Source organism: Massilia sp. FBCC-B171, from assembly GCF_059134155.1.
Genome location: NZ_CP101443.1, coordinates 3,236,818 through 3,262,342 on the forward strand (window position 1 = coordinate 3,236,818; position 25,525 = coordinate 3,262,342).

19 protein-coding genes are annotated in these 25,525 nt (G+C 70.1%); 11 read left to right on the forward strand and 8 right to left on the reverse strand.

What is annotated here, in order from left to right:
* The first annotated feature begins 14 nt into the window (after positions 1-14).
* The 4 genes from NMB41_RS14655 to NMB41_RS14670 are packed head-to-tail and all read left to right on the forward strand — an operon-like array spanning position 15 to position 5,294.
* Entirely contained in the window at positions 15-974 is a 960-nt protein-coding gene (locus tag NMB41_RS14655; RefSeq protein ID WP_494378548.1) for a protein kinase domain-containing protein, read from the forward strand.
* The gene (locus tag NMB41_RS14660) at positions 974-3,313 is read left to right on the forward strand and encodes an FtsW/RodA/SpoVE family cell cycle protein (protein ID WP_494378549.1); all 2,340 of its coding nucleotides are present in this window, start codon (positions 974-976) and stop codon (positions 3,311-3,313) included. Before NMB41_RS14655 ends, NMB41_RS14660 begins: the two co-directional genes overlap by 1 nt.
* A complete protein-coding gene (locus NMB41_RS14665) occupies positions 3,283-4,836 on the forward strand; it encodes a hypothetical protein (RefSeq protein WP_494378550.1) in 1,554 nt (517 codons plus the stop codon). Before NMB41_RS14660 ends, NMB41_RS14665 begins: the two co-directional genes overlap by 31 nt.
* Positions 4,837-4,838: 2 nt before the next feature.
* The gene (locus tag NMB41_RS14670; RefSeq protein ID WP_494378551.1) at positions 4,839-5,294 is read left to right on the forward strand and encodes an SH3 domain-containing protein; all 456 of its coding nucleotides are present in this window, start codon (positions 4,839-4,841) and stop codon (positions 5,292-5,294) included.
* Between the two features lie 4 nt (positions 5,295-5,298).
* Here the strand turns inward: NMB41_RS14670 and NMB41_RS14675 are convergent, their stop codons facing one another.
* Positions 5,299-5,757, reverse strand: a complete 459-nt coding sequence (locus NMB41_RS14675) for a GNAT family N-acetyltransferase (RefSeq protein WP_494378552.1) — start codon at positions 5,755-5,757, stop codon at positions 5,299-5,301.
* Between the two features lie 79 nt (positions 5,758-5,836).
* On the opposite strand from NMB41_RS14675, the gene NMB41_RS14680 reads away from it, so the two are divergent.
* Positions 5,837-6,790 (forward strand): PP2C family protein-serine/threonine phosphatase, encoded by a 954-nt coding sequence (locus tag NMB41_RS14680; RefSeq protein ID WP_494378553.1) that lies wholly within the window; start codon positions 5,837-5,839, stop codon positions 6,788-6,790.
* A gap of 118 nt (positions 6,791-6,908) precedes the next feature.
* Positions 6,909-8,414, forward strand: coding sequence for an FHA domain-containing protein (locus tag NMB41_RS14685; RefSeq protein WP_494378554.1), 1,506 nt, complete (start codon positions 6,909-6,911; stop codon positions 8,412-8,414).
* 207 nt (positions 8,415-8,621) lie between these two features.
* Here the strand turns inward: NMB41_RS14685 and NMB41_RS14690 are convergent, their stop codons facing one another.
* The 7 genes from NMB41_RS14690 to NMB41_RS14720 form a co-directional block, all read right to left on the reverse strand.
* Positions 8,622-10,868: a bifunctional serine/threonine-protein kinase/formylglycine-generating enzyme family protein gene (locus NMB41_RS14690; RefSeq protein ID WP_494378555.1), complete on the reverse strand. Its 2,247-nt coding sequence runs from the start codon at positions 10,866-10,868 to the stop codon at positions 8,622-8,624.
* A 10-nt stretch (positions 10,869-10,878) separates the two neighbouring features.
* On the reverse strand, positions 10,879-13,080 hold the full coding sequence (locus NMB41_RS14695; protein WP_494378556.1) for a hypothetical protein: 2,202 nt from the start codon (positions 13,078-13,080) through the stop codon (positions 10,879-10,881).
* 74 nt (positions 13,081-13,154) lie between these two features.
* Complete coding sequence (locus tag NMB41_RS14700; protein ID WP_494378557.1) at positions 13,155-14,171, reverse strand: hypothetical protein; 1,017 nt, start codon at positions 14,169-14,171, stop codon at positions 13,155-13,157.
* A complete protein-coding gene (locus NMB41_RS14705; protein ID WP_494378558.1) occupies positions 14,168-15,220 on the reverse strand; it encodes a hypothetical protein in 1,053 nt (350 codons plus the stop codon). Before NMB41_RS14705 ends, NMB41_RS14700 begins: the two co-directional genes overlap by 4 nt.
* 2 nt (positions 15,221-15,222) lie before the next feature.
* Positions 15,223-15,774 (reverse strand): hypothetical protein, encoded by a 552-nt coding sequence (locus NMB41_RS14710; RefSeq protein WP_494378559.1) that lies wholly within the window; start codon positions 15,772-15,774, stop codon positions 15,223-15,225.
* Positions 15,771-17,063 (reverse strand): hypothetical protein, encoded by a 1,293-nt coding sequence (locus NMB41_RS14715; RefSeq protein WP_494378560.1) that lies wholly within the window; start codon positions 17,061-17,063, stop codon positions 15,771-15,773. Before NMB41_RS14715 ends, NMB41_RS14710 begins: the two co-directional genes overlap by 4 nt.
* Positions 17,064-17,154: 91 nt before the next feature.
* Positions 17,155-20,337, reverse strand: a complete 3,183-nt coding sequence (locus NMB41_RS14720) for a penicillin-binding transpeptidase domain-containing protein (RefSeq protein WP_494378561.1) — start codon at positions 20,335-20,337, stop codon at positions 17,155-17,157.
* A gap of 325 nt (positions 20,338-20,662) precedes the next feature.
* Here NMB41_RS14720 and NMB41_RS14725 point away from each other — a divergent pair, with 325 nt between their 5' ends.
* The 5 genes from NMB41_RS14725 to NMB41_RS14745 all read left to right on the forward strand — a co-directional run bounded on the left by NMB41_RS14725 (position 20,663) and on the right by NMB41_RS14745 (position 25,466).
* Complete coding sequence (locus tag NMB41_RS14725; RefSeq protein WP_494378562.1) at positions 20,663-20,896, forward strand: hypothetical protein; 234 nt, start codon at positions 20,663-20,665, stop codon at positions 20,894-20,896.
* 198 nt (positions 20,897-21,094) lie between these two features.
* Positions 21,095-21,721: a YXWGXW repeat-containing protein gene (locus NMB41_RS14730; RefSeq protein ID WP_494378563.1), complete on the forward strand. Its 627-nt coding sequence runs from the start codon at positions 21,095-21,097 to the stop codon at positions 21,719-21,721.
* Between the two features lie 176 nt (positions 21,722-21,897).
* Positions 21,898-23,271 (forward strand): IS1182 family transposase, encoded by a 1,374-nt coding sequence (locus tag NMB41_RS14735; protein ID WP_494378564.1) that lies wholly within the window; start codon positions 21,898-21,900, stop codon positions 23,269-23,271.
* Between the two features lie 218 nt (positions 23,272-23,489).
* The gene (locus NMB41_RS14740) at positions 23,490-24,170 is read left to right on the forward strand and encodes a ribonuclease HI family protein (protein WP_494378565.1); all 681 of its coding nucleotides are present in this window, start codon (positions 23,490-23,492) and stop codon (positions 24,168-24,170) included.
* Between the two features lie 45 nt (positions 24,171-24,215).
* Entirely contained in the window at positions 24,216-25,466 is a 1,251-nt protein-coding gene (locus tag NMB41_RS14745) for a TCR/Tet family MFS transporter (RefSeq protein ID WP_494378566.1), read from the forward strand.
* The last annotated feature ends 59 nt before the right edge of the window (positions 25,467-25,525 follow it).

Sequence of the window (25,525 nt, forward strand, 5' to 3'; positions counted from 1 at the left end):
TCATTGGGGGAAGCATGATGCAAAGCGGCGACATCGTGACGCTGGGCGCGGGCCAGTACCGGCTGCGCAAGCAGCTGGCCGGCTCGAGCTACGGCCTGGTCTGGCGCGCCGAGCGCGAAGGCTTCGCCCAGGTAGCCCTGAAACTCGTCAACCGCGCACAGATGGAACGTGCCGAGCCGGGTTTGCGCGCACGCTGGAGCGAATGCGCGGCGCGCGAAATCGCTTTCCTCTCGGCCCTCTCTGCCTGGGATGCGCGCCACATCGTGCGTCTGCTCGACCATGGCATGGCCGACGGCTTGCCGGCGCTGGCGCTCGAGCTGCTCGACGGCGACCTGGCCGCGCACATGGCCGCGCAGAATGCGGCCGGCCGCCGTACTGGCCTCGCGCAAGCACTGGCCTGGACCGCGCAAGTCAATGCCGCGCTGGCGAAAGTGCACCAGCAGGGCTGGCGCTATCTCGATTTAAAACCGGCCAACCTGCTGGTCGACCTGGCCGGCGCCAGCCTGAAACTGGCCGACTTCGGCACCAACCGCAGCCTGCTCGACAGCGGCGCGCATTCATATGCGGGTACCGCCAGCTGGCAGGCGCCCGAACAGTTCTTTCCGGCAGATAGCGGCGCGTCGGCCGGCTATGTCACCGATGCGCGCGCCGACTATTTTTCGCTCGGCGCCCTCTTCTATTACCTGGTCACCGACGGCGCCACCCTGCGTTACTGCGGCGCCTGCGGCGACGCCTTCCGCGCGCGTGGCCGCGCCGGCGCCGCGCTGCTGCACGCACAGCTGCCGACTATCCTGGCCGGCGACGAAGCCGCGCGCTTCCTCGCCTGCGCCGAGGGCGAAGGCGATGGCGAGGCCGCCCTGGCGCTATTGCGCGCCCTGCTGGCTCGCCGCCCGCAAGACCGCCCGCCGCATGCGCTGGCGATCAGCCGCCTGATCGCGTCCGCGCAGGGCGCCCCTTTGCGGCGGGCCGCCTGATGCGGGCGCCCGGCATCAAGATCCTGGCCGCGGCCGCCTTGGCGTTGCTGTGCTTCCTGCAGGCGCTGGCCCTGCTGCGCACGCCGCCGGCCTGGCTGCCGGCAGAAATCAAGCTGTCGCTGGCGCCCGGCGCCGAACGGGTGCTGGGCCGCGCCGAACTGGCCTCCCCCCAGGCCGGCGAGCGCCACCTGCGCCTGCGCCGCGACGCCGCCGGCGCCTGGTTCGCGGCCAGCGCCGACGGGATACAGGGCCTGCGCTTCGAACGCGGCGCCGATCGCATCAAGAGTGGCGTGCGGTTTGTCACGCCCGGCACGGCCTTCCAGCTGGGCGCCGCGCGTTACCGCGTCACCGCAGCCAAGGACGGCGCGGTCGCCTTCAGCGACGGCCGCCACAACTGGCGCTACGACGGCGCGTCCCTGCGCCGCGACGGCGAATCGCTCGGCGCCTGCCCCGGCGCGGGCCCGGGCGCGCGCCTGCTGGCGCTCTGGAACCGCGCCGCGCCCGGCGCGCTGGCCGTGCAGCGTCCGCTGCGCTTCGGCGGCAACCTGTCCTGCGGCACCCAGGTCGGCAATCCCGGCGCGCCGGCCGGCAGTGCGCAACTGTTTTTCGACGAGGGCCTGCCGCTGCTGGCCGCCCCCAGCGCGCTGGAACGTGCGCCGCTGCTGGTCGAGGGACAAGGATTGATGCGCGACCTGGCGCTGGCCGAACAGCCGCTGATGGGCGTCACCGCGCTCACGGTCGGGCGCACACGCCTGCTGGCGCGCTTCGACGACAACACCCTGCACCTGCAACCGGTGCAGCGCGTTGCCCTGTTCCATGAGGCGCGCAGCGAGCTGCCGGCGGGCGTGGAATGGCGCTGGGAGCGGCGCGCCGCCTGGGCCTGGCCGGCTGGCGCGAGCCTGTGGCTGGCCGGCGCCGCGGCGCTTGGCCTGCTGGCAGCCGTCCTGGCCGGCCGCACGCGCTTTCGCAAGGATCTGCCGGGCGCCGCGCAACTGGGCGCCGGCCTGGCGCTGGCTTTCGCCGGCCTTGGCCTGCTGCTGGCCCAGCGTGGCGGCAACGCCCCGGGCGTGCTGCCGTCGCTGCTGCTGTGCTGGGCGGCGCTCTGGTTTGCCCTGCTTGGCCGGCGCACGGGCGCGGTGATGGCGCTCGGCGTCCTGCTGCTGGCCGCCGGCCTGCTGCTGCAACTGGAACTGGGCACCGGCGCGCCCGACACCGCCTGGCTGCGCCATTTTCAAAAGACGGCCGCCGCCAGCACGCTGGGCCTGGGCCTGGCCGGCGTGGCCGCCCTGCTGGCGGGAGCCCAGGCGCCCGGCCAGGCGCGGATCGAGCTGCTGCTCCTGCTGCTGGCCGGCGCGGCGCTAAGCGCGCTGCTGCTGCAGGTCGGCTGGGGCAACGAGACCGGCGTGTTCGACCTGCAGCCGGTGGAGTTCGCCAAGCTGGTGCTGACGGTCCTCACGGCCCACTGCATCGCCCTCGGGCTGGGCAGCCTGGATGCGCGCGGCGGCCAGCTCCTGCGCTGGCTGCGCCTGGCGGCGCCTGCCCTGCTGTTCATCGTGCTGCTGGCGGTGGCACTGGTGCAGGTCGACGATTATTCGCCCCTGATCCTGCTGCTGGTCTGGGGCGCGGCCATGCTGCTGGCCTGGTCCTGCGCAGCGCGCAAAACCGGGCCGGCCCTGGTCGTGGCGGCGCTGGTAGCTGCCGGCATGCTAAGCCTGGTGCTCGTGCGCGGCGCGGCGCCGGGCGAGGTGGCGCAATGGAGTTTTTACGGCGAGCGCTTCGGCGTCTGGCTCGATCCGGCAGCGCACCCCCACACGGGCCAGCAGCTGCTGCTGGGCGCGCAGGCGATCGCCAGCGGCGGCTGGCTGGGCGCCGACGGCATGCTGGGCCTCGCGGCCATCGGGCATGGCGCGCTGGAGGCACTCGCCATTCCGGCGGTGCAGGACGATTTCGCGCCCTCCTTTTTACTGCAGCGCCATGGCCTCGTGGCCGGCCTTGGCCTGTGGGCGCTGCAGGCGCTGTTCCTGTGCGCGCTGCTGCAGGCCGCCGCGCGGGCCTGGCAGCTTGGCAGCGCCGCGCGCGACTACCGCCAGGCCTGGCTGGGGCGCTTTCGCTGCTTCGTGCTCTGTGGCGGGGCGGCCTTCGTGTTCGGCCACTTTCTGCTGTCCTGGGGTACCAACCTCGCCTTCTTTCCCATCATGGGCCAGCCGATGAGTTTCCTGTCCGCCGGCGGCTCGCACCTGCTGTTTTTCATCTTCCCCCTGCTAGCCTTTGGAGCCACAGGCGCCCCATCAATCGAGGAGAATCCATCATGCCGGTCTACGTCCAACACGAAACCCTGAACCGCATCAGCGACGTGTTCAATGCCGAAGCCCTGTGGCAGGCGCCGGGCCTGGCGCTGCTCAACCGCCGCCCCTTCCTGCGCGACCTGCTCGAACGCGCGCCGCGCGAACAGCGCGGCCGGGCGGCCACGCGCTGCTTCTCGCACGTGACCCTGGTGCTGCCCCAGGAAGAGGTGGACGACGACCGCCACCTGACCCGCGGCGCGCGCGTGCGCGACCTGGCGGAGACGCTGCAGGCCCTGCACCAGAAGGATTTCGGCGACCTGCTCGGGCTGGACGACGTGCGCTACCACGTGCTCGGCTCCGACACGCTTTCCCCAGGCCAGGTCGAGGTCAAGTTCGGCCACGCGGTCTACCTGCCGGCGCAGGACGAGCAAGTGCTGCATACGGTGAGCGTCTCGCGCGACAGCGCCATCTGGCAGCCGGTCTGCCCGGTCTACCCGAACCAGCGCCTGACGGTGCTCGGCGCCGACGCGTCCAGCGCCACCCATGCCGTGCCTGGCTGGCCCTTCGCGGTCGACGCCAGCATCCTCCTGATCAACGACGGACCCGATACGCCCATCGAAGTGCAGGTAAGGCCGAAGGACGCCTTCGAATGCAGCCTTGATGCTGCCAGCGGCTATTACACGATCCGCGCCCGCGCGACCGATGCGACCGGCACGGCGCCGCGCCTGCTCCTGAAACTGGCCTCCAGCCAGGCGCCAAGCGCTGGCGCGCCGCGCGTGGAGAGCGCGCCGCCCGCCGCGCGCGCGCCGGCGGTCTGGAAAACACGCGTCCGCTCGCCGGACGATGCCGACCTGACTGCCGTGCCGGTCCTGCACCGCGCCGCGCCGCAGGCGATGCCAAACCAGGACGCCACCTACGCGCCCGTGATGCGCCAGCGCGTCAGCCTGGCCGCGCTGGCCTTGCCGCGCCTGTCGCGCTACCGCGATACCGGCGCCACCGGCATCGAGTTCGGCATCGGGCGCGACCTGGCGATCGGTCCCCTGCAGGCCGATTGCCTGCTCGGCTTCTCGGTCGATGCGTCCGACGCCGTGCACGCCGTCACGCCCGACGGCCGCCAGCGCATCGCGGTGCCGAACCGCTTCGCGCCCAGCGACGGCGTCGACGTGCGGGTGCTGGCGCCCGCGCCCCAGATGGCCGATCGCTACGGCGCCATCGTCTGCCTGCCGCAGGCGCAAGGCATGCCGGTGATAGGCGGCGCGCGCCATGTGTTCGGGCGCAGCGCGCCGATGCTCTCGAACCTGCGCGTGCTCGATGGCGCGACCTGCCTGCGCGGCGCCGACGGGATGGACGCAGGGGGCGCCGACCGTCTCGGGCTGTCGCGCAATGCCTTCGGTTTCGAGGCCGCACCGGACGGCTACCGCATCACGCGCGAGTCGCCGACCCAGGCCCTCTACCACCTCGACGAGCAGCTCGGCTTTGTCGCCGCGATCGAAGCGGCCACGCCCGACGAGCCTTACCTGGTCCCGGTCGGACACCACATCGTCGCCGGCCACTACGTGCTGCGCGTCGAGGGGTGAGCATGCCGAGCGCCGCTCTCGCCCTGGCCTGCTTCGGCGGCGCGCTGCTGGCGACCCTGGTGCTGGCGGCACGCGTCACGCCGCAGGCGTGGTGGCGCCGTCCGAATGCGCGGGCGCTGGCGGTGCTGGCGCTCGGCACAAGCCTGCTGGGCGGCGCACTGTGGCTGTGGCTGGCGCCGCCTGCGGCGCCGGTAGCAAGACTGGCGGCGCCTCACGTCTTGCCCTTTGATACGCCGCTTGCCGGTCGCAGCTATCGCGTGGCCGACGCGCTCAATTTGCGCGCCGAACGCGGCGTCGGCGCGCGCCGGGTGCTGGTGCTGCCGGCAGGGTCGCTGGTGCGGGCAACGGGACGGCGCGACGGCGACTGGTGGCAGGTCAGCCTGGAGGCCGATGGCCAGCGCTTCGAAGGCTGGGCCAGCAGCCTGTGGCTGCGCCGCGCCGACGAGCGCCAGCGCTGACTGTTCAGGCGGGGACGAAGCGCATCGGATTGAAGTACAGACCCTTGACGCACTGGGTCGGCGCGGTGCGCAAGAAACCGAAGGCTTCGTACACCGGCACGGCATAATTGGAAGCGTTTACGGTAAAGCTGCCGTCGCCGCCGCGCTCGACGCTGGCGGCACGCGCAACTTGCCACAGGCGCCGTGCCAGCCCCTTGCGCTGCCAGCGCTTGTCGATGAACAGGTGGAAGACATGGCTGTTGTCGCGAATCCCGATGAAGCCCGCGATCTCGCCGGCCTCGATTGCAACGTGGTACACATGGCCGGCGGCGACATAGCCGCGCATGCCGTCCTCGTCGTTCTCGCGCAGGAAAGTACATGCCCCGGCCAAGCTCGATTCGTGGACAATGAATTCGCTTGCGCTCGCCTGCAGCAAATGCGCGCAGGCAGGCAGGTCGGATGCATCGAGCGGGCGAATCAACATGGCGTGCGCGGCTTTGGAAAAACCATAACTTACCATAGGCGATACCGGTGCTGCGAGCCGGCGCAGGAGAAGGAAGACGATGCTGACAGGTGCACATGGGAGCCGCCCACTGGAGCTGGCCGCGCGCAGCGAGATCGGCGCCGGCCCCGTGCAGCGGGCCGAGAACCAGGATAACTTCCTGGTGATCGACGGCGCCGGCCGCGCCAGCTGGCTTTCCGGCGGCCTGCCGCAGTCGCGCCGGATCGACGGCTGGCCGCCGGGCCAGCTGCGCCTGGCCGTCATGGACGGCATGGGCGGCCATGGGCACGGTCGCGAGGCTGCCGAAGGCGTGGCCGCCGGCCTGCTGGCGATTCCCGCCTGCGCCGATGTCGACAGCCTGACGCGGCATCTGGAGCGCCTGCACGCGCAGCTGCAGAAGCGCTTCGACGACCTGCACGAGGCCGGCCCCCGTCCCGGCACCACGCTCACCATGCTCGAGATCGCCCCAAGCGGCAGCGCCCTGCTCTGGCATGCCGGCGACTCGCGCCTGTACGAAATCACGGACCAGGGCGCGAGGCCGCTGACGGTCGACCACGTGCCGGCCACCGTGCTGGCGATCGCCGGCCTGCTGAGTGAGGACGCCTGGTGGCGCCAGGTGCACGGCGGCCACGCGCCGCAAATCGCCCAGGCCTTCATCCTCGGCAATACCCTGCTGGCCCCCGCACACCTCGACGACCACCTGGTGGCGCTCGATGCATCGACGCTGCCGCCCTGGCTGCGCGACCTGCCGGACCGGCGCGCCGTCCAGTTGCGGCCCGACACCACCTATCTGCTGGCCACAGACGGCTTCTGGTCCTGCAGCGACCCGGCCGAATTCGTCGCGCGCTGGCCACGCCTGTTCGCGTCCGGGGACGCGCAAGCGGGCCTGGACGCCTTGTTCGACGAGCTGGCGCAGCACCCGCCAGTCGGGCTGCAGCCGGATAACCTCACCGCCATCGTGCTGCGCCTGCCCGCCGGCGGCCGCGACGAGACGGCGCTGCCGCAAACTACTTGAACGCCGGTTATTGATTTACAATAGGAAATAGTGCGGTAAATCAACTTCAGCCGGCCGCTGCCGCGCGCCACGGCTGGGCAAATCCGCGTAAGCTTTCCCGGTCCACAAGGCCTTTCCCATGAACCGTTGCAGCCATCCCGATCATCCGCATTGCACCGTCTGGGTGATGCCAGGAGAGAACGCCTGCGCGCACGGTCATGTCCAGCCCGCCACGCCATCGGCTGTCACCGAGGCCGTCCCCGCGCTGGAAACCCTGCCCGCCAGCGCCCCGATCGCCGCCCCCGCCGCCATGCGGCCGCATCTGCACGTGAGCGGCTTCGACCCCCGTGCCGCCGGCGGCCGCCAGGTCTTGAAACTCGACCTGCGCGGCATGCCGGCCGATTGCGCCGCCCAGGTGACCCTGCTCGCCAGTTCGCGCCTGCAGCTGGAAAACGGCGAGCGCCACAGTTTCAATCGCACCGTGCGCGGCGACTGGCTGCCGGTTTTCCTCGAATTTTCCTCGCGCGGGCTGGAACATGGCCAGTACCGCATCGAGGCCGAACTGCACAGCCGCGCAGCCGGCAGCGCGCGCACCTGGGTCGCCACCCTCTTGATCCTCGCGCCGCGCGCCGACGCCAGCCTGCACGACATCCACCAGACCTTCCTCGCCACCCACAAGAACGTGCGCGTGCATGCCGACGACGCCTCGATCGCGCGCGTGCGGGCTGGGTTCGCAAGCGGCGGCGGGCGCCTCGACATCGACGTCCATGCCAGCAATGCCGGCATCGCCCACCTCGACCTCGACGCGCGCGCCGGCAAGATCGACCTCGGCTTTTCCAGCATCGCCTGGGACGAAGACCTGCTCGAAATCGACGTGCCGGCCCAGGCCGCGGCCCACCCCTGCCCGGCCAGCACGGCCTGCCTGGTGCTGGGCGCCGGCGGCGAGGCACAGCCGGCGCAGCACCTGCCACGCCACCTGCGCCTGTTCGCCCTCGACGAAGTCGTCATCGGGCGCAGCGAACCGGGCGCGATCGATGCCGACATCCGCCTCATGCACCATGGCGAAGCGGGTCCCGTCCTCGAGGGCCTGACGCGGCGCATCTCGAGCCGCCATGCGCTGGTGCGGCGCGCGCGCGACGGCTTCGAGATCGAGGACGTGTCGCGCTATGGTTTGCTGGTCGACGGCGTCTGGCCCGGCAAGCACGCCCCGGTCGCCCTGCGTCCGGGCATGCGCATCGAGCTGACGGCCAGCATTCCCGGCGTGGCGGTGCTGGAAGTGACGGCCTTGCTGCCGAACGGGATCCTGCTGCACCGGCTCGACGCCGGCATGGAGCACGAAGCGTTTTACCTGATGGATCCGGAGCGCGCCCTGGCCGCCACGCTGCGCCTGGCGGCGCTCGGGCTGCAGCTGCTGTTTCACCGCGACGGCGGCTTCTGGCATCTCGACCCGGTCAGCGGAGAGGAAACGGCGCTCACGCCCGCGCTGGTTTTCCAGGGATTGCGCGGCTGGCCGCAAGGGGCGCGTTTTGCCGCCCGGCCCTATCCGGAATACCGCAATGGGCCGGCCACGCTGGTGCTGCGCAGCCAGAACCAGTCGCAAAAACGTGCCGCGCACGACGACCGCGGCCTCGATGCGGGCGCTTGATCCGCGTTCAGCTCGCCAGCAGCAGGAAGATCAGGCTGCAGCCGGCCAGCAAGGCCGCCTGCAATGCAAAAACCATGGCGGGAATACGCAGCTCTTCGGGAATTCTCATGACGCGCCCTCCTGTGGGCGATAAAAAAATCCGGTAACTGCGATCAGCTTACGCCTGGCGCGCGGGGGCGTACACACGCTACCTTCGAGAAATCGGCTTCAGGAAACGTCGTTCTCGTCCGCCGCCGCCGGCAGTTCGCGCACCACGCGAAAACCCACGATATCGTTCGCCATCACGGCCGAAAAGCCATTCCGGAGCGCCGAGCGCAGGTAGCGCGGGTTGTACAGCCAGGAGCCGCCGCGCAGGATACGGCGGGCCCGTTCACCGCCCGTTTCCCAGGCGCTGCCATCAAGCGGGGCGCCCTCGTAACTGTCGTGCATCATGTCCTGCACCCATTCCCACACATTGCCGTGCATGTCGTGCAGGCCCCAGGGATTCGGCGCGAACTGGCCGACCGGCGTGGTGCCGCGCCGGTACTCGCCGCGCTGGCCGCCGTTCCAGGTGAAATTGCCGTCGTAATTGGCCAGGCTGGTGTCGATCGCGTCGCCGAAGCTGAAGGCGGTCTTGGTGCCGGCGCGGCAGGCGTATTCCCATTCGGCTTCGCTCGGCAGCCGGTAGCGCTGGCCGGTGCGCTCGGCCAGCCAGGCCAGGTAGGCTTGCGCGTCAATCCAGGTGACGCCCACCACCGGATGCGCGTCAGTCTGCGCGAAGCCGGGCGCGGCCCAGTTGACCTCGCTGTCGGGCTGCCAGCCGGTGGCCTCGGCAAACGGGCGCCACTCGCCCACCGTGACCGGATAGCGCCCGATCGCAAAGGGCCGCGCGATGCCGACCCAGTGCTGCGGCGTCTCGCGCGCCAGCCAGTTTTTCTGGGCGCCCGAGGCCATGGCGATCTTGCGTTCGTGTTCGGAAGAGCCCATCTGGAAGCGGCCGGCGCGCAGCACGACCAGTTCCGGACCCTCGCCTTCGGCGTCAAGAAAACGGTCGCGCAGCAGCGTGGGTGGCTCGGCAGGGACGGATGCCGGCGCCGGCGCCTGCGGCGCGGGCTGGGCGCTGGCGCGCTCCTGTTCGGCCAGGTAAGCGGCGGCGGCCTTGACCTGCAGCGCCTTGCGCTGGGCTTCGTCCTGGGCCTGGCGCGTCTTCGCCACTTCTTCGTCGCGGCGCGCAGCCAGCTGCTCGCGCAGCGCTTCGCGGCGCGCCCGGCGCGACACTTCGGCTTCGGCGCGCTCGCGCTTTTGCTGTTCGCGCAGGCGCTGCTGGGCGGCCTGGGCGGCAGCGGCGCGCAGGCGTGCGGCCGCGTCGGCGGCTTGCTGGGCCGCTGGGTCGGGCGCCGCCGGAGCGGGAGGGGCGACGGGTGCCGGATCGGCAACCGCCACGGGTTCGGCCGGCGCCGCAAGCGGTTCAGCCTCGGCTGGCGCAGCGGGCGCGTCGAGCCGATCGAGCAGCTGCGTCACGCTCTGCGGCCGCGCCGCGGGGTCCTGGGCGAAGCCGCTGCGCAGCACTTCCCATTGGCCGTCGCGCAGTCCGTCGGGGCGCTCGGCTGGTCCCATGGCCGGGGTGGCCATGCCCGACACCATCTGGTGCACCATCACCGCCACCGAATACACATCCAGTGCGCGCGATGGCGCCGAACCCGGGGCGCCCGCTTCCGGCGCGCGGTAGCCGGGCGTGCCCGACAGCGCCGGTGCTTCGGTCGACGTAGTCCCGCTGCGTCCCACGGCACGGGCGCGCGCCGCGATGCCGAAGTCGAGCAGCTTGACTTCGCCGCGCGCGGTGACGAACAGGTTGCCCGGCTTGATGTCGCGGTGGACCAGGCGGTGCCGCTCCCAGGCATAGTCGAGGGCCGCGGCCACCGGGCGCAGCAGCGCCAGCGAACGCGCCAGCGGCAGCGCGCCTTCGCGCGCCAGCAGGCTTTCCAGGTCCTCGCCCTCCAGGCATTCCATGATGAGAAAAAAGCTGCTGGTGGCCGGGTCCTGGGCCCAGTCGTAGACGCGCACGATGTGTTCGTGGGCCAGGCGCCGCGCGCGCGTCGCTTCCTGCACCAGCAGCTTGGCGTGGCCCGAACTCTCGGTCAGTTCGGGCGACAGGATTTTCAGCGCGACCTGGGCGCTGTGGCCCAGTTCCGCATGGGTGGCCAGGTCGGTCGCCTGCCAGACCTGGCCCATGCCGCCCAGCGCGATCAGGCGTTCGAGGCGGTAGCGGCGGTTGGCCGGCCCGACCTGCTGGCCGGCCATCAGCCCAAGCTCGGTGCCGCGCGCAGCCGATGGTGCGGCGCCACCGGCCGCCGCCGGCAGCGCGTGGGCGGCGTCGAGGATCGCGTTCTTGCGCAGGTCGAACTCCTGGCGGCTCAGCAGGCCGTCCTCATGGAGGGCGCGCAGTTCGCGGATCTTGTCGATGGCTGTTTGCATCTGGCCTTCGTCAGTCCAGCGGCGCGCCGCAGGCGCCGCAGAAACGCTCGCTGCCTTGCGCAGGATGGCCGTTGGCGCAGGCGCGCCGCGCAGCCGGTGCACCGGCGGCCACGGCACCGGCCGCCGCGGCGGCCACCTGGGCCTGGGCGCCGAGCGCCGTCTTGTTCACGTCGTTCTGCAGCGCCAGCAAATCGAGCTGGTGGCGCCGGTCCTTGTCGACTTCGATCTCGCGCCGCACGCGCTCGCGCTCGAGCGCCTCCTGCGCCAGGCGCGCCGCGTCCATGGCGCTGAGCGCGCCGCCGGCCGCCACGACGCCCGCCAGCGCGGACAGCTGGCCGGCGTCCATCGTCGCGTGCACCCGCGTCTTCAGGTAGTCGGCCAGCACCGCCGCGTTCGGCGCACCGGCCACGGCCAATTTTGTGGTGTCGTCGAGTGCGTCGAGCGATTCGGCCCGTTCAATCTCGAGGCGCGCCAGCGCCAGTGTGTGTTCGAGCTGGGCGGCGCGCTCAGCGCGTTCCACGCCCAGGCGGCGCAGCTCCTGCTGCCAGCTCGCTTCCTGCTCGGCGCGGCGCTGCTGGTGGCGCCGTTCTTCGGCCAGCAGCTCGACTTCCTTGCTCGCGCGCGCCTGGCGGTGCTCGGCCTCGATCGTGCGCAGCAGTTTTTCGTGCTGGGCGATCGCTTCCTGCTGGCCGCTAGCGCGCCGCAGCGCATCGATCTTCTGCTGCACGGCTTCGGCTTCCAGGTCCGCACCCAGGCCTTGCTGGCGCACCTTGGCTTGCGCCAGCAGCTCGATCCACTCTTCTTCACGCTCGAGCGAACGCCGGCGCGCGGTATTGGCCAGCAGCACCAGGTCGAACTGGGCCTTGTGCTCCTCGTCGTCGAGTGCGCGCGCGCGCTCGGCGGCGGCTTCTTCGGCGCCGCGCAGGCGCGCCAGTTCCGCCCGCTGGCGCACGGCGTCCTCGATCTCCCTGGCCTGCTCGACCTTGTTGCGGATCTGCTGGGTCAGCAATTGCTGCGAGAAGCGCTGGCGCGCCACGGTGCGCGCCTGTTGGGCTTCCTGCTGCGCCACTTCCAGCGCGCTGCGCATGCGAATGCCGGCCAGCGCCTGCAGCTGGGCCCACTCGGCCGCTTCGCCCGCACGCTGGCCGCGCTTTTGCGCCATCGCGTGTTCCAGTTCGGCCAGCACCTCGCCGGCGCCGCGTTCAATCGCATCGCGCCGCGATTTCGCTTCCATCACGCGCCCGTACAGCTCGATCTCGCGCGAGCGCATGCTGAGGGCCCGCTCGGCATAGTCGAGCGTGACCTGGCCCCGGTCCAGGGTTTCCTTCTCCTGCACCTCAAAGCGCCGCACGCGCTGGCGCGCAAGCTGCTCCTCGTGCGCGATACGGTGCCAGGCCTGCTCGTCGTAGAGTTCTTCGAGCTGGCGCGCATGCGTCATCTGCACGCGGCGCTCGTCGGCGGCCAGCCAGAGTGTGCCGATGCGCGCGCGGTTGGCGTCGAATTTATCGTGGCGCAGCGCCAGCGTGTCGACCTGCACCACGCCCAGGCCGTAGTCGGCCAGCAGCAGGCGCAGCGCGCCCTGCAGGCGCTCGTCGAATTGCGCGCGCAGTTCGTTCTGGCCCGCCATCTCGCGCAGCGAACGCGCGCCGACGAATTCTGAAGCCAATTGGCGCACGGCCGGCAGCAGCAGTTCGCGCAGCTGCGCCGTTGTTACCGTCCCCGGCATGGTCATGAAGTGGCGCGCAAAGGCGGGCACGTTCTCGATGCGCAGGCTGACGGAAAATTGCGCGCCGACCGCCAGGTGTTCGGCTGTTTCCAGGTCGTCGAAACTGAAATTCACCGGCAAGGCATTCGTGCGCGTGATCAGGATTTCGGCGTGGCCGTCGCGCAGCAGGTGGTTCAGGCGCGAGAAGAAGCCTTCGATCTCGTATTCGCCCTGCGGCACTTCGGTTGCCTGCTCGCCCTGCAGGATGTAGGCGCGCGCGGTGGCCGGCACGCGCAGGGTTTTCACGAACAGCCCGGACAGCGCCTTGACGCCAAAGAACACGGCCAGCTCGTCGGGTCCCGCGACCCAGCGGTTTTCGACCAGCACCGGCGCATTCCTCGGCGCGCCCAGGGTAATGCCGCAGGCCGCACAGAAGCCTGCGCCACCCGCATTCCTGTGCTCACAACGCGGACATTTGCTGCCGCCAAAACCGAACATCTGGACCATGATCCGACTCCATCCTCAGGTAATTCTCAACGTCCGACGGTCCGCCGCCTTCGATTCTATCAGGCGGCGCCGCCTCAAATGATGCCGATGCGCTCGACGCAGACCAGGCTCGCGCCTTTGCCGCGCAGCGCGTCGTGCAGGCCGGGCGGCAGGCCCGCTTCCCAGGCGCGCGGCAGCAGCACGCGGTCGCCAGCCTGGGCCTCGCGTTCGATCAGGGCGCACTTCGGCCCCAGTCCCTCCACTGCCTCCACCACGCCCGCATGCCAGGCGCTGGAACAGCCGCTGGCAATGATGCGTCCGCGCGGCACGAACTCGCGCCCGCGCGCCAGGCGGTCGGCCAGCACCAGCGCCAGTTCCCAGGAGTTGCCGGAAATCGCGGCCTGACCCAATCGCACGGTGGTGCGCCAGCGCGCCGCGCGCTCGCCATCGAAATGGCGCGCGCCCAGCAAGACCTGGCGCAGCGCCTGCTGGCGTGCGTTGTCGATGCCAGGGGCGGCAATCGCGTCTTCCTCGCCTCCATCGCCCTCGCCCAGCGGATAGACGCTGACTTCGACCCAGCACAAGGCGTCGTGGACGCCGCCGCTATGTAGCGGGAACCAGGCGCGCGCGCTCGAGACCGAGGCCGCCACGTCCGGTTGGCCGGAAAATGCACCAATATGGTGCAAATTGCCGCGACCGCCCAACAAGGCGCCAGCCGGCGGGTTAACGGCGTCATGGCCTTCGATGCGGCCAAGTTGCCAGGCCTCGGACCAGCCGTTTGCGACAGCGCCCTCGCGCAGCACCAGCAGGCCACGCACCGCGCGGTCGGCCAGCACGACGGCCAGTTCCCAGTCGCGTTCGGCGTCGAGCGGCGCGCGGTCCAAGCTGATGACGACCTGGTCGCGGCTGTCCTGGCGCGCTTCGGTATGGCGCGCCAGGCGCACGACCAGCGCCATGCGCGCGGCTACGGCTGGATCACCCGGCGCGCTGCATTTGACCTCGGCGCGTCCGGCGCGCGGCCGGCGGGTTGCCGTCACGGTCACGAAACCGCCGCCGGCGAGAACGCTGCGCAGGGTTACCGTGTCGGGTCGCTTGAGCAAAGGGGCGTTCATGCTTGCTCCTCTTCGTCGAAGCGCACGCGCTTGCGCTCGGCCAGCGCCTGCTCCAGATTGGCCACGATGCGGTCGGCTTCATCGAACAGGCCTGCCAGGTCCTCGTCTCCCGCCACTTCGAGCCGCGCCAGCAAGGCCCAGGCTTCGTCCAGCGCGGCCCCCGCCTGCAGGCTGTGAGTTGCCCTCTGCAGCTGGACCTCCAGCGCCAGCGGCTGCCCGGGTGCGGCCAGGCCGAGCGCCGGCATGGTCGACGCGGCCAGGCAGACCAGGTCGAGCCGCTGCAGCAAGGCCTGCTGCTGGCGGAACAGCTGCGGCCCCTGCGGCAGCGCCGCCTCGCGCACGCGGCACATCACGCAGGGCAGTTCGAGGAAGAGGCGCCGCAGCGCATGGGCGTCGCCGGCCGGGGTCGGTACATTGGACGCGGCGGCGTCCTGCATCGGCGGCGCTTGCACGCCAGGCGTGTGAGCCACCGCACGCGCCGCCAGCGCTTTGGCAAAATCGTGGGTATCGGCCAGGTCGACCGGCACGCAGTCGTCGACGGTGACGCCGAAGCGGGTATAGAGCAGCTGATTAAAACCGCCGCGAAAGGCGTTCCACTCGTCGAGCGTGGTGCAGGGCGGCAGCTCCAGGTTGCCCTGGGCCAGTTCGCGCTGCAAGGCTGCCTCGATGCGCGCGGCGAGATCGGCCACCGTCAGCTCAATCTGCGCTTCGCTCGCCAGGAACAGGTCGAAGCGCTGCTGGTGCACGCGCGGATCGGGGCTGTCGATGGCGAAATGCACACGCAGCCCGATTTCGGGCGCGGCGGCAAAGGGCACCAGGTCGCAGCCATACGGGCCGCCATGGAAGCACCACCCAAGCTCGCCCTCGGCCAGGTTGACCCGCCCGCCGGCGCTGATGCGGCGCGTGTGGCCGCTGGCGGCCACGGCGACGCCCACGGCGCCGGGCGGCAGCATGCAGCCGGCGCCGATCGCCAGTGCGATGCGCTGCGTGCCCAATCCGGCGGCGTCGAAGGCGGGCGCACCTGCCATGCGCTTGAACAGTTCCAGCATCGTCAGGGCGCCGGCTGCACGCGGAAGGCCGCGCCATGGCGCTGGAAGTGCGCGGCGGGCGCCAGCGCGAACGGCCAGGCCGCTTCGCACTCGCCATCAATATCCAGGCGCCCGGCCAGCACTTCTTCGCCGGCGCCATCGAGCACCCGCAGCTTTGCGGCGCCCTGCAGCAGGCGCGCGGCGAACGGGGCTTCCGGCATGAGTTGCAGGATCACGCGCTGTCCTGCTGCGCCATCGACAAAATGCAGGCGCCAGAAACCGTCGTCGGTGGCCAGCTCCGCTAATGGGGCGCCGCTGTCCGCCGCGCGCAGCATGCCGCTGCTGCCCTGCCAGGCCTCGACCGCCGCTGTCCGGCGTTCAAGCGCCAGCGTGCGCAGGCGGCGCGCTGTCAGGGGCGAGGCCTGCAGGGCCGCGCGCTCGCCGGCGCTCAGGGGCCGGCTGCCGTCGAGCGCCGCCTGCAGCACGGCGTCGCCCAGCATCAGGCGGTCGCCTTCACGCGGCGCAAGCAGCAGGCGTTCGCGCAGCTTGCGCTCCATATCGCTATTCGTCTTCATTCGCTTTTCTCCTTCGGTGCTGCTGCGCTTAGCCGGGCAATGGCCGCATCGCGCCGTTTGCGCAAGGACGGCAGCGAGACGGCGTCGAGCGCCGCCAGCTGCGCCATGGTCGGCAAGGCATTCGTCGCCGGATCGCGCCATGCGTCGGGATAACTGTCGTCATCGATCCCGAGCAGCTTGGCGTAGACCGCCAGGCGCACCGCCATCGATTCGCCGGCCAGCATGCGCGCGCTCCAGCTGCCCGGATCCTGCGCCGCGCCCGCTGCAAGCACAAAGCCGGGGGGCAGTGAAACCGACTGCGCGCGCAGCATGGCAATCGGGTCATTTTCATCGGCCACCGGCGTTGGTTCGGGGGCTTGCTCGGCATCGAGTTCGTCCGCCAGCGCCTCCAGGATCAGGTCCGGCCCCGGCGTGCTGGCGGCCTGCGACTCGTCGAGCACGCGCCAGTAATCTTCGAGCCAGGCGGCAGAGGTATCGAGGTCCTGCAGCCAGTCGCGGTCGCGGTTGGCCGACAGGGTTTCGTATTCGCCGATCTCGGCCAGCATCTCGCCGATCTTTCCTGCGTTGCCTTTCAGGCTGTCGAAGCGCTTCGAGCGCGTGTGCAGGGGGCCGGGCGAGCCGGTGTAGCGCTCCAGGCTCTCGCTCCAGCGCAAAATCCATTCGGGGCGGCAGCCGGCGATCGAGCTTAGCTGGCGCACTTCGATCGGCAGCGCCGTGTCCAGCGCCCGGCCGAGGATGGCGCCGACCTGGGCGCGGTGCGCGTGCCAGTCGGCGAACAGGCGGGCGATCTCGCCATAGGCCGTGTCGAGCATGCGGTAGGCATAGATACGGTTCGGGCTGCAGGGGCGCCCGCAGGCGGCCTGGTAATTGTCGGCGTCGACCTTGTCGCGCAGGAGGGCGAACATGTCGTTGACCTTCTTGCGCAGCAGCGCTTCTCCGCCGCCCTGGCGCCAGAATTCCGGCAGGCGCGCATGCTCGCCGGCCAGCGCCGTGCGAAACGCTTCCCAGTCGGCCGGGCGCGCGGCCAATTCATAGGCCAGCAGCAGCGCCAGTTCGACGACGCTGTCGCCGTAGCTGTTGCCCGGCGCCTGGGCGCGCGCGCTGCGGCTGGCGGCGTGCAGCGATTCGGCCAGCAGGTCGACGTACAGGGCCAGCGCCGCGCCGCTGTCATCAAGCGCCAGCAGCTCGGCCAGGTCGCAGCGGGCGAAGGCGTCGAGCGAACATTGTCCGAGCAGTTTGCGCACCTGCTCCCAGCCTGGCTCCTGATACCGGGTTCCCGGCAAACGCATACTTCCTCTTGTGGTTGATGGCGTATCCGCCAGATAACGGATTTTGTAAATCATGCCATACAAACACAAAATCGAGGCGCGCTGGAGAGGGCTAGAATCCCTTCTGTTCCCCCGTTTGCGCCATGCTGCGCAGGAGCGCGGCCACCACCGGCGCCGCATGCTCGCCGCCGGTCGCGCTTGACCTGCTGACAAACACGGCGAACGCCAGGCGCCGGCTCTGCCCGGGGATGCTGCCCGGCTCGAGCCAACCGGTGAACCAGACCGTGGCCTGGCCCGCATCGCCCACCGGCGCGGTACCGGTCTTGGCGTACAGGCCGGCGCGCAGGCGGTCGAACTCTGCGCCCTTGAACACGCTCGCCGCGGTGCCGTGGGTGACGACGCCGTGCAGGCCGGCGCGCACGCGGTCCAGGCGCACGCCGAGCGGCGCCCCTTTCTGCGTAGCGGCCGTGCGTCCGTCGAGCCCGAGCAGCAAGCGCGGCGCGATCGCCCGCCCTTCGCCGACGGCGCCCGCGGCCAGCGCCATGTGCAGGGGCGTTGCCTGCATGCGCAGGCCGATCGCCATCTGGCGCAGCTCGTGGCGCGAGCCGATCGGATCGAACCCGGCCACGCTCGCCTGCAGCGCATCCCAGCCGCGCCAGTCGTAATCAAGCGGCAGCAGGCCGCCGTCGAGCAGCAAGGGACGCTCGAAGCCGAGGCGGCGCGCCATGTCGGCAATCGGTCGCACGCCGGCCAGGGCCTCGGCGTCGAGCGCGCGCAGGCTGGGCGCCCCGCCCTGCGCCTTGCCGAGCAGGCTGGCGTCGGACAGTTCCGCGCCCCAGGCGAACCAGGTGTTCAGGCTGTAGGCCAGCGCCTGGGCCAGACCCAGCTTGCCGTCCTGGGCGCGGCGGTCGAGGTTACCGTCGCGGAAATTGGTGATGCGGGCGCCACTGCCGGTGTTCGGATAACTCGGCGCATCGGTGCGAAAGGCAAAGCCGCGTGCTCCGGCGTGTGCATTGATCTCGGTCAGCGGCATTCCGCCCAGCAGCGCGTCCAGGCGCGGATCGCGCTGGGCCGCCAGTTCCAGCCCGAGCGCGCTGACGATTTTAAAAGTCGAGCCGGGACTGCGCTCGGCGCCGCCGTCGTGCTGCAGGGCCGCCTGGCGCAGCGGGCTCCTGGCAGGGTCGACCCGGTCGAAGTCGCGCACTTCAATCCAGGGCGCGTTCGCCGGCAGCGCTTCGGCTGCGCTGCCGGCGGCGGCCAGGATGTCGCCGCTGCCGGTGTCCAGCAGCACCAGGCCCGCCTGGCGTCCGGCCGGCGCCGCCGCGCCGCCCTGGCAGCGCCGGCCGTCCCACTGTCCGCGCCGCATGCCGACGCAGTCCAGCACCGCACTGGCCAGGCGCTGCAGGCCGAGGTCGAGGGTGAGCGTGGCCGCATGCGCGCGGCCATCGGGCGCCGGCAGGCGCGCCAGCATGCCGGCCACGCTGCCGGCATGACCGGAGTTCAGCCCCAGCAGCGTGGCCAGGCCCGCGTCCCGGGCGGCCTGCGTCGCGCTGCCGCCTTCCCACAAGGGCGTGCCGCTGCGGTCGGCCAGGCTGACCGGGACGGGCGCCGCGCGCAGCACAGGACCGGGCTGCGCGAGCGCCTGCCAGGCCAGCCGCCCATCCTTGACCTGCAGGTGGCGGTAGGCCGCGTCGCCCGAGCCCATGCCGGCCAGGTCGAGCGGCGCGGCGTCGATGGCGATCTCGCGCGCGCCGCGCTCTGGCGCCAATACCAGCATGCGCACGTCGTCCAGCTGGCGGCAGGCGCGCCCGCCGCAGGCCGGCTGCACCGCCAGCGGCGCGGCGCCGAGAATGGCGCCGACCCGGCCGGCGACCATCAGCTCGATGCGTTCATTGCCGCTGGCCGGCTGCGCCAGTCTCAGGACCAGGCGCGCTGTTCCCGCCCCGGCCGGCCAGTCGGCCATGCGGCGCCACGGCGCCCAGCCCTGCGGCAGGCTGTCGAACAGGCGCGAGGCGGCGAGCGGCATCGTCTCGCTGGCCGCGGCGGCGCTCATGCCCGCCTGCGCCTGCCAGGCGCTTGCCTCCAGGCCGGGCCGCACGCGCCAGGCCAGCAGGCGCCGCTCGCCATTGAAGACCCGGACCTGTTCGCGCACGAAGGCGCCGTCGGCCCGGTAATGCAGGCGCTCGAGCAGGCGCCGGCCGCTGTCGTCGAGCTCGACCCGGTCCCAGCTGCGCAGGTCGGCGCTGCGCTGGGCCGGGCTGGCGGCGCGCCACTGCAGCAGGTCGCGCGGCGCCAGTTCGATCATGCCGTTCGGCGCCAGGCGCACCAGCCCGCGCGCGAGCAGGCTGTCGAACAGGGCGCCGTCTTCCAGCGCCGCCGGCGCCGCGGTGGGGATGCGATAGTCGCCGGGCGCCAGGCGCGCGCTGTGCATGCCCCCGTGCTCGGGGAAGGCGGCGACGAAGGCCGCAGCGCTGGCGCCTGCTGCGGCCGCGTAGCGCGTCAGTACCAGTTCGCCCCCTTGCGGACAGGCGGCGCTGGCGCGGCGCGCGATGCGCAGCGCCTCGTGTTCGCCCCAGGCCAGCCAGCCCTCGCGCCCGAGCAGCGCCGTGCCGCGTTCGCCGCGCGCGATCATGCCGCTGCTGGCGTCGCCGATCCAGCGCGCCGCCTGGCCGCGCCAGGCCAGCTGCAGCGGCGCGGCCAGTGAGCCCGTGACGTCGACCTGCGGCATGGCCGCCCCGCTCAGCACGACATTGCGGAGCGTGACGGGACTGGCCGCCGTCTCGTTGCGCGCGGCCAGGCGCGCGAGCTCGGGGAAGCGGTAGCCGATGCGCAGGGGCGCGAGCCGACCGCCGCTGCCCGCCAGCGCCTGGCTGCACAGGTCGATCACGACCGGCCGTTCGGCGCGCAGGTTCGACACCACCAGCAAGGCGCCGCCCGGCTGGGCCGACAGGTTCACGCCCGGCTCGGCGGCGACACTGAAGGCCACGCCCGGCAGCGCCGGCTGGAAGGCCGCCAGGCTGCGCACCGGGCCGCCGGCGCCGGCCGCGCGGCTGCTTGCGGCGGCGCCGAGCGAACGCGCATGGCCGGCGATGAGGACGGCGCCGCCGGCGGCCAGGCACAGGGCCAGCAGGATCAGCCACAGGCGCGGTCCACCCGTCAGCTTGAAGGCAGGCCAGCTGAAAGCAGCCCGGGAAGCCGGCGCAGGACGCCCCCCTGCACGCAGGTTGCGCGAACGGCGCCAGGCCCTGCGGCTGGTACCCAGTGCGGCAAACGCCGTGGCGAACATCTCCCCCATCCCTGCCTCCCTCGCGGCCCACATGGCCGCATTAGTCTTAGAGCGTCTAACAAAACCGTCAGGGCAAGGCGCATCGGCGAAGACAGTACGCTAGTACGGCGAGACGCATGCAACGCAGCCATGGCGGTTTTGTTAGGCGCTCTTAGTTGGGGGAAGGGAAAAGCGCGCCGATACGGCCGGGATCGGCGACGTTCGCGGCATCGGTCGATCCCGAATTTGTGCAGGCCATCCCGCATTTCATGCGCCTCGTCGCAATCCGATGGAGCTCCAGGGAGGCTTTGGCTACATTGGACACATCGAAACCCCACCCGCAAGGAGAACTACCGTGAACATCGCCAAGCACATGGAAGCCGTTTTCGTCGTTGCCCTCGCCGCCGCCGGCTCGGCCAGCTTCATCAACGACCCATTGCCACAAGCCCAGGCCCGCCCGGCCCTCATCCAGGATTCGAGCATCGCCACCGAAACCAAAATGGCCGTCGTCGTCGTGAAAGGCAAGCGTCCCGCCGCCGAGCAGCGGACCCTGCTGGCCGATCGCCGCGCCGGCGGGAGCCGGATTTGAGCGCCCGTGCGCGCCGGGCAGCCCCCTGACGGGCGCCCGGCCCGTTTTACTATTCCTCCTGCTTTTCTCCTCCCTTTTCCAGCCTGTTGCAGCCGAGCTGCTGCAATCTGTTTCAGTTGTAAGCACATGCGTCAAACGCACCATTTCACTCAAGCGATTGATATATTGAATCATCCGCTTTTGGAGATGGAGAACGACATGAAATCCAGCCTGACCCTCGCAAGCCTGATCGCCCTCGGCGCTGCTGCCTTTGCACCGCTGCCCTCGATGGCGCAAGATGTTCAACTGTATATTGGCTCGGCCCCGCCGGCGCCGATGTACGAACGTGCTCCCGCCGTGCGCCGCGGTTACGTCTGGTCGCCGGGTTACTGGGACTGGCGCGGCCATCGCCACTACTGGGTGCCGGGCAGCTATATCGTCGAACGCCCCGGCTATGCCTACGCGCCGCCGGCCTGGCATCAACGCGGCGGACGCTGGTACATGCAGCAAGGCGGCTGGTCCGCGCACCGCGGCGACGGCTACTACGGCGGGCGTGACGGCTATTACGGCGGCCGCGATGGCTATGGCCGCCAGGGCTTCTACAGCAGTGGCTACAACGACGGCGGCTACCGCGGCCAGGGCTACCGTGACCGCGACCGCGACGGCGTGCCGGACCGCTACGAGCGCGGCGGCCGCCGCCTCGACACCGACCGCGACGGCGTCCCGAACCGTTACGACAACGACATCGACGGCGACGGCGTGCGCAACACCCGCGACCGCGACCGTGACGGCGACGGCCGCCGCAACGAGCATGACCGCCGGCCGGACAATCCGTACCGCCGCTGATCGAGAAGCTCTACTTACGAAAGCGCCCTGTCGCAGGCTGTGTAAATAGTCTGCGTCGAAGGTAAACCAACAAAGCCTCCCGAGGTCAAACTCGGGAGGCTTTGTTCATTCCGGGGGGGGGGCAGATGGCACATCGAAGAGGTGAAAGCAGGACACAGGCGGCGTTGTTTCCCGTCATGCTCGATGATCTGGTAGGGCCCGATGCGCTGGTACGGGTTATCGACGCCTGGATCGGGCGCCTGAATCTGACGGCGCTGGGCTTTTCGAAGACCCAGGCACAGCGCATGGGCCGTCCACCCTATGATCCGGCTGATCTGCTCAAGCTGTACGTATGCGGTTACCTCAATGGTGTGCGCTCGTCCCGTGCTCTGGAACGAGAGTGCCATCGCAACGTCGAAGTGATGTGGCTTCTTGGCCGACTGGCCCCGGATCACAAGACTATCGCAGAATTCCGGCGCGAGAACAGTGCCGGCCTGGTCGCCGTGTCGGCCTCTTTCGTCCAGTTCGCACGCCAGGCACGACTCATCCAGGGAGAGTTGGTTGCGATCGATGGCAGCAAGATTCGTGCAGTAGCATCGAAGAAAGCCCTGGCCCGCAAGGTCGATTTGCAACGCACGCAGCAGGCCATTGCCGAGGAGATCGCCGGCTACCTGTCGCGGCTGGACAATACAGACCAGGACGAGCTCGGTGAGACAACGGACCGCAAGGCTGTGCAGGCTGCCTTGACGCGACTGCAGCAGCGACAAACGGAAATCCACGGCGAGATCGACCGGATGGACGGCAGCGAGTCGACGCTGTCGGTGCAGGGTGAACCGCAGGCACGGGCCATGAAATCGTTGCACGGGGCTCCCGGCTACAACCTTCAAACGGCGGTTGACGCCCACAGCCATCTGATCGTGCATCACGAAGTGTGCAACGACACATCCGACATCAAGCAACTCGCTCCGATGGCGCAGGCAACAACACAGGTGCTGGACGCTGTTCCCGCAGTGGTAGCCGATGCCGGCTACGCTAACGCAGACCACTTGCAATTGCTGGACCAGGCTGGCCAAAAGGCATTCGTCGCTACGCTCGAGAGCGGCAATCCCCGGGGCAAAGGACAATACTACCGCCTCGAGACCTTCAGTTACGACCGCGAGCGCGACTGCTATGTATGCCCAGCCAACGAACTCTTGCAGCGCAGACAGGTCTTGCGCAAGGAGAAAACCGTGGTGTACGCAGCCCCGGCCGAACGCTGCAGGGTCTGTATCCTCAAGCCGCAGTGCACTGGCGCCAAGCAGCGCTTTGTATCGCGGTTACTCAATGCTGATGCCGTCGAGGCCAATGCACGCCGTGTCGCACAGCAACCGGAAATGATGAAGCTGCGCCGCCGAACCGTCGAACACCCATTTGGCACCATCAAACACGAAATCCTGCGCAACGCGCGCCTGTTGATGCGAGGTCTGAGCGGCGCTAAAGGCGAACTGAGCCTGGCGGTGCTTGCATATAACCTGAAACGCGTGACCAACTGGAAGGGCGCTGGTTGGACCCTGGCTGCCATCAGGGCCTGAGGGCTTTTACGTCTCCCCAAAAAAACAATGCCCCGCAAGACGCGGGGCATTGTTTTTTACTGCTCGTCACTCTGCAGACTATCTACACAGCCTGTGGAGAGCGTTTTAAGAGGCCGAGTGTCGCCGGCGTGCTGCCCGTTTTGCGTTTTTACACAGCCTGTGTCGGGCGCTTTTTTTCGTCCATGTGCGGGAGTGCCGAAAACGGTTATGCTCCCTTCATGACCGAACTCGACCTCCTGGAAGGCGCCGCCAACCGCAGCGAACTGGCCGCCACCCGCAAGCTGGCCCAGCGTACCGGCCTGCCGTATGAGGATGCGCTGCGCGCCACGCTCGGCGCCAGCGCCGGCGAAGCAGGCCTGGCCGCGCTGCTCGAGGCCCGTACCGCCCTGCGCGCAGCGGAAGAAGCACGCGCGCTGGACCGGCGCGCGGCGCGCGAAGCCGCTGCCGCCCTGCGGCGCGCCCGCCACGACGGCGCCTTGACCCCCTGGCGCGCCTGGTTCGACGGCTCGGCCCGGCCCAATCCGGGGCGCTGCGGCATCGGCGCGCGCCTGCTCGGCCCCGCTGGCCAAATCGTGGAGCTATCCGAACCTGCCGGCTACGGCAACAGCAGCGAAGCCGAATACCTGGCGCTGATCGCGGTGCTGGAAGCGGCCAGCACACTGGGCGCGGCTGAGCTCACCATTTACGGAGACAGCAGGGTCGTGATCGACGACGTCGGCGCGCCCGCTACCCACAGCGCCGCCGCCCTGCGCGGCTACCGTGCGCGCGTGCACGCGCTGCTGGCCGGATTGCCCGGCGCCAGGCTGCGTTGGGTGCCGCGCCACAAGAATCTGGAGGCCGATGCGCTCTCGCAGCGCGCCAGCCTTATGCACACTGCAGAGTCCGATGCCGTTTCCTGAACCCGGCCGCCGGCGCGGCTCCGCTGCTGCGCTACGGAGCCCGGCATGAAAGCGCCGCTCGCGTCTCCCGACACCCAGGCCGTCCCAGGCACGGGCAAGCTCAATTTCGTGCTGGTCAGCGTCTTCATCGACGTGCTCGGCATTGGCCTGATCATTCCCGTGATGCCGGTGCTGGTAGGCGCGTTTGTCGACGGGCGAGACCAGCAGGCGCTCTGGTACGGCATCCTGGCGGCGGTGTTCGGCCTGCTGCAGTTTTTCTTCATGCCGATGCTGGGCGCGGTCAGCGACCGCATCGGACGCCGCCCGGTGCTGCTGTATTCGATGCTGGGCATGTGCGCCAGTTTCCTGGTCACGGCCTGGGCCCCGAGCCTGGCCTGGCTCTTCGTCGGGCGCGCCATCGGCGGCGTGTCGGCGGCAAGCATGTCGGTCGCCTCGGCCTATGCCTCGGACGTCTCGACACCGGAGAACCGCGCCAGGAGTTTCGGCAAGATCGGGGCCGCTTTCGGCATCGGCTTCATTTGCGGACCGGTGCTGGGCGGCCTGCTGGGCGAGATCTCGCTGGCCCTGCCCTTCTGGGTCGCCGCTGCGTTGGCGGCGACCAATTTTGTCTACGGCTGGCTGTACCTGCCCGAGTCGCTCCCGCCCGGCGAGCGCGGTCCCTTCGACCGGCGCCGCCTCAACCCCTTCCGTGCGCTGCGTAAACTGCTGGGGCGGCGCGACATCCGCGGCTTGGTGCTGGTCTTCGTGCTGACCACCTTCGCCCAGATGATGACCCACGGCACCTGGGTGCTGTACACCACCTTCCGTTTCGGCTGGAGCCCGCGCGACAACGGCATCGCCCTGTGCTGCGTGGGCATTGCGACCGTCGTCGTCCAGGCCTGGCTGCTGTCGAAGCTGATCCGGCGCTTCGGCGAGGCGCGCCTGTCCGTGCTGGGACTGGCCTCGGGGGCGCTGACCTTCCTGCTGTATGGCCTGGCCACCCAGGGCTGGATGATGTACGTGCTCATCTTCAGCAACCTGCTCGCGTTTGCCGCGGGACCGGCCTTGCAGGCCATCCTTTCACGCGCGACCGACGCCGGCGAACAGGGCGAGCTGATGGGTTCGCTGCACTCGATCAACAGCCTCGCGGTGGTCCTGATGCCGCTGCTGGGCGCGGCGGTGCTGGGCGAAGTGAGCCACCTGGCGCCGGGCGACTGGCGCGTCGGCAGCAGCTTTTACCTGTCGGCTGCGATGCAGGGGCTGGCAGTGCTGGCGGCGGTACGCTATTTCCGCCGCAGGGCAAACATTGCCCTGTAAAACATTAATTTACTGTCGGAAATCTTTACAGTAGCTTTTCGGAATTACAACTTCCTTTA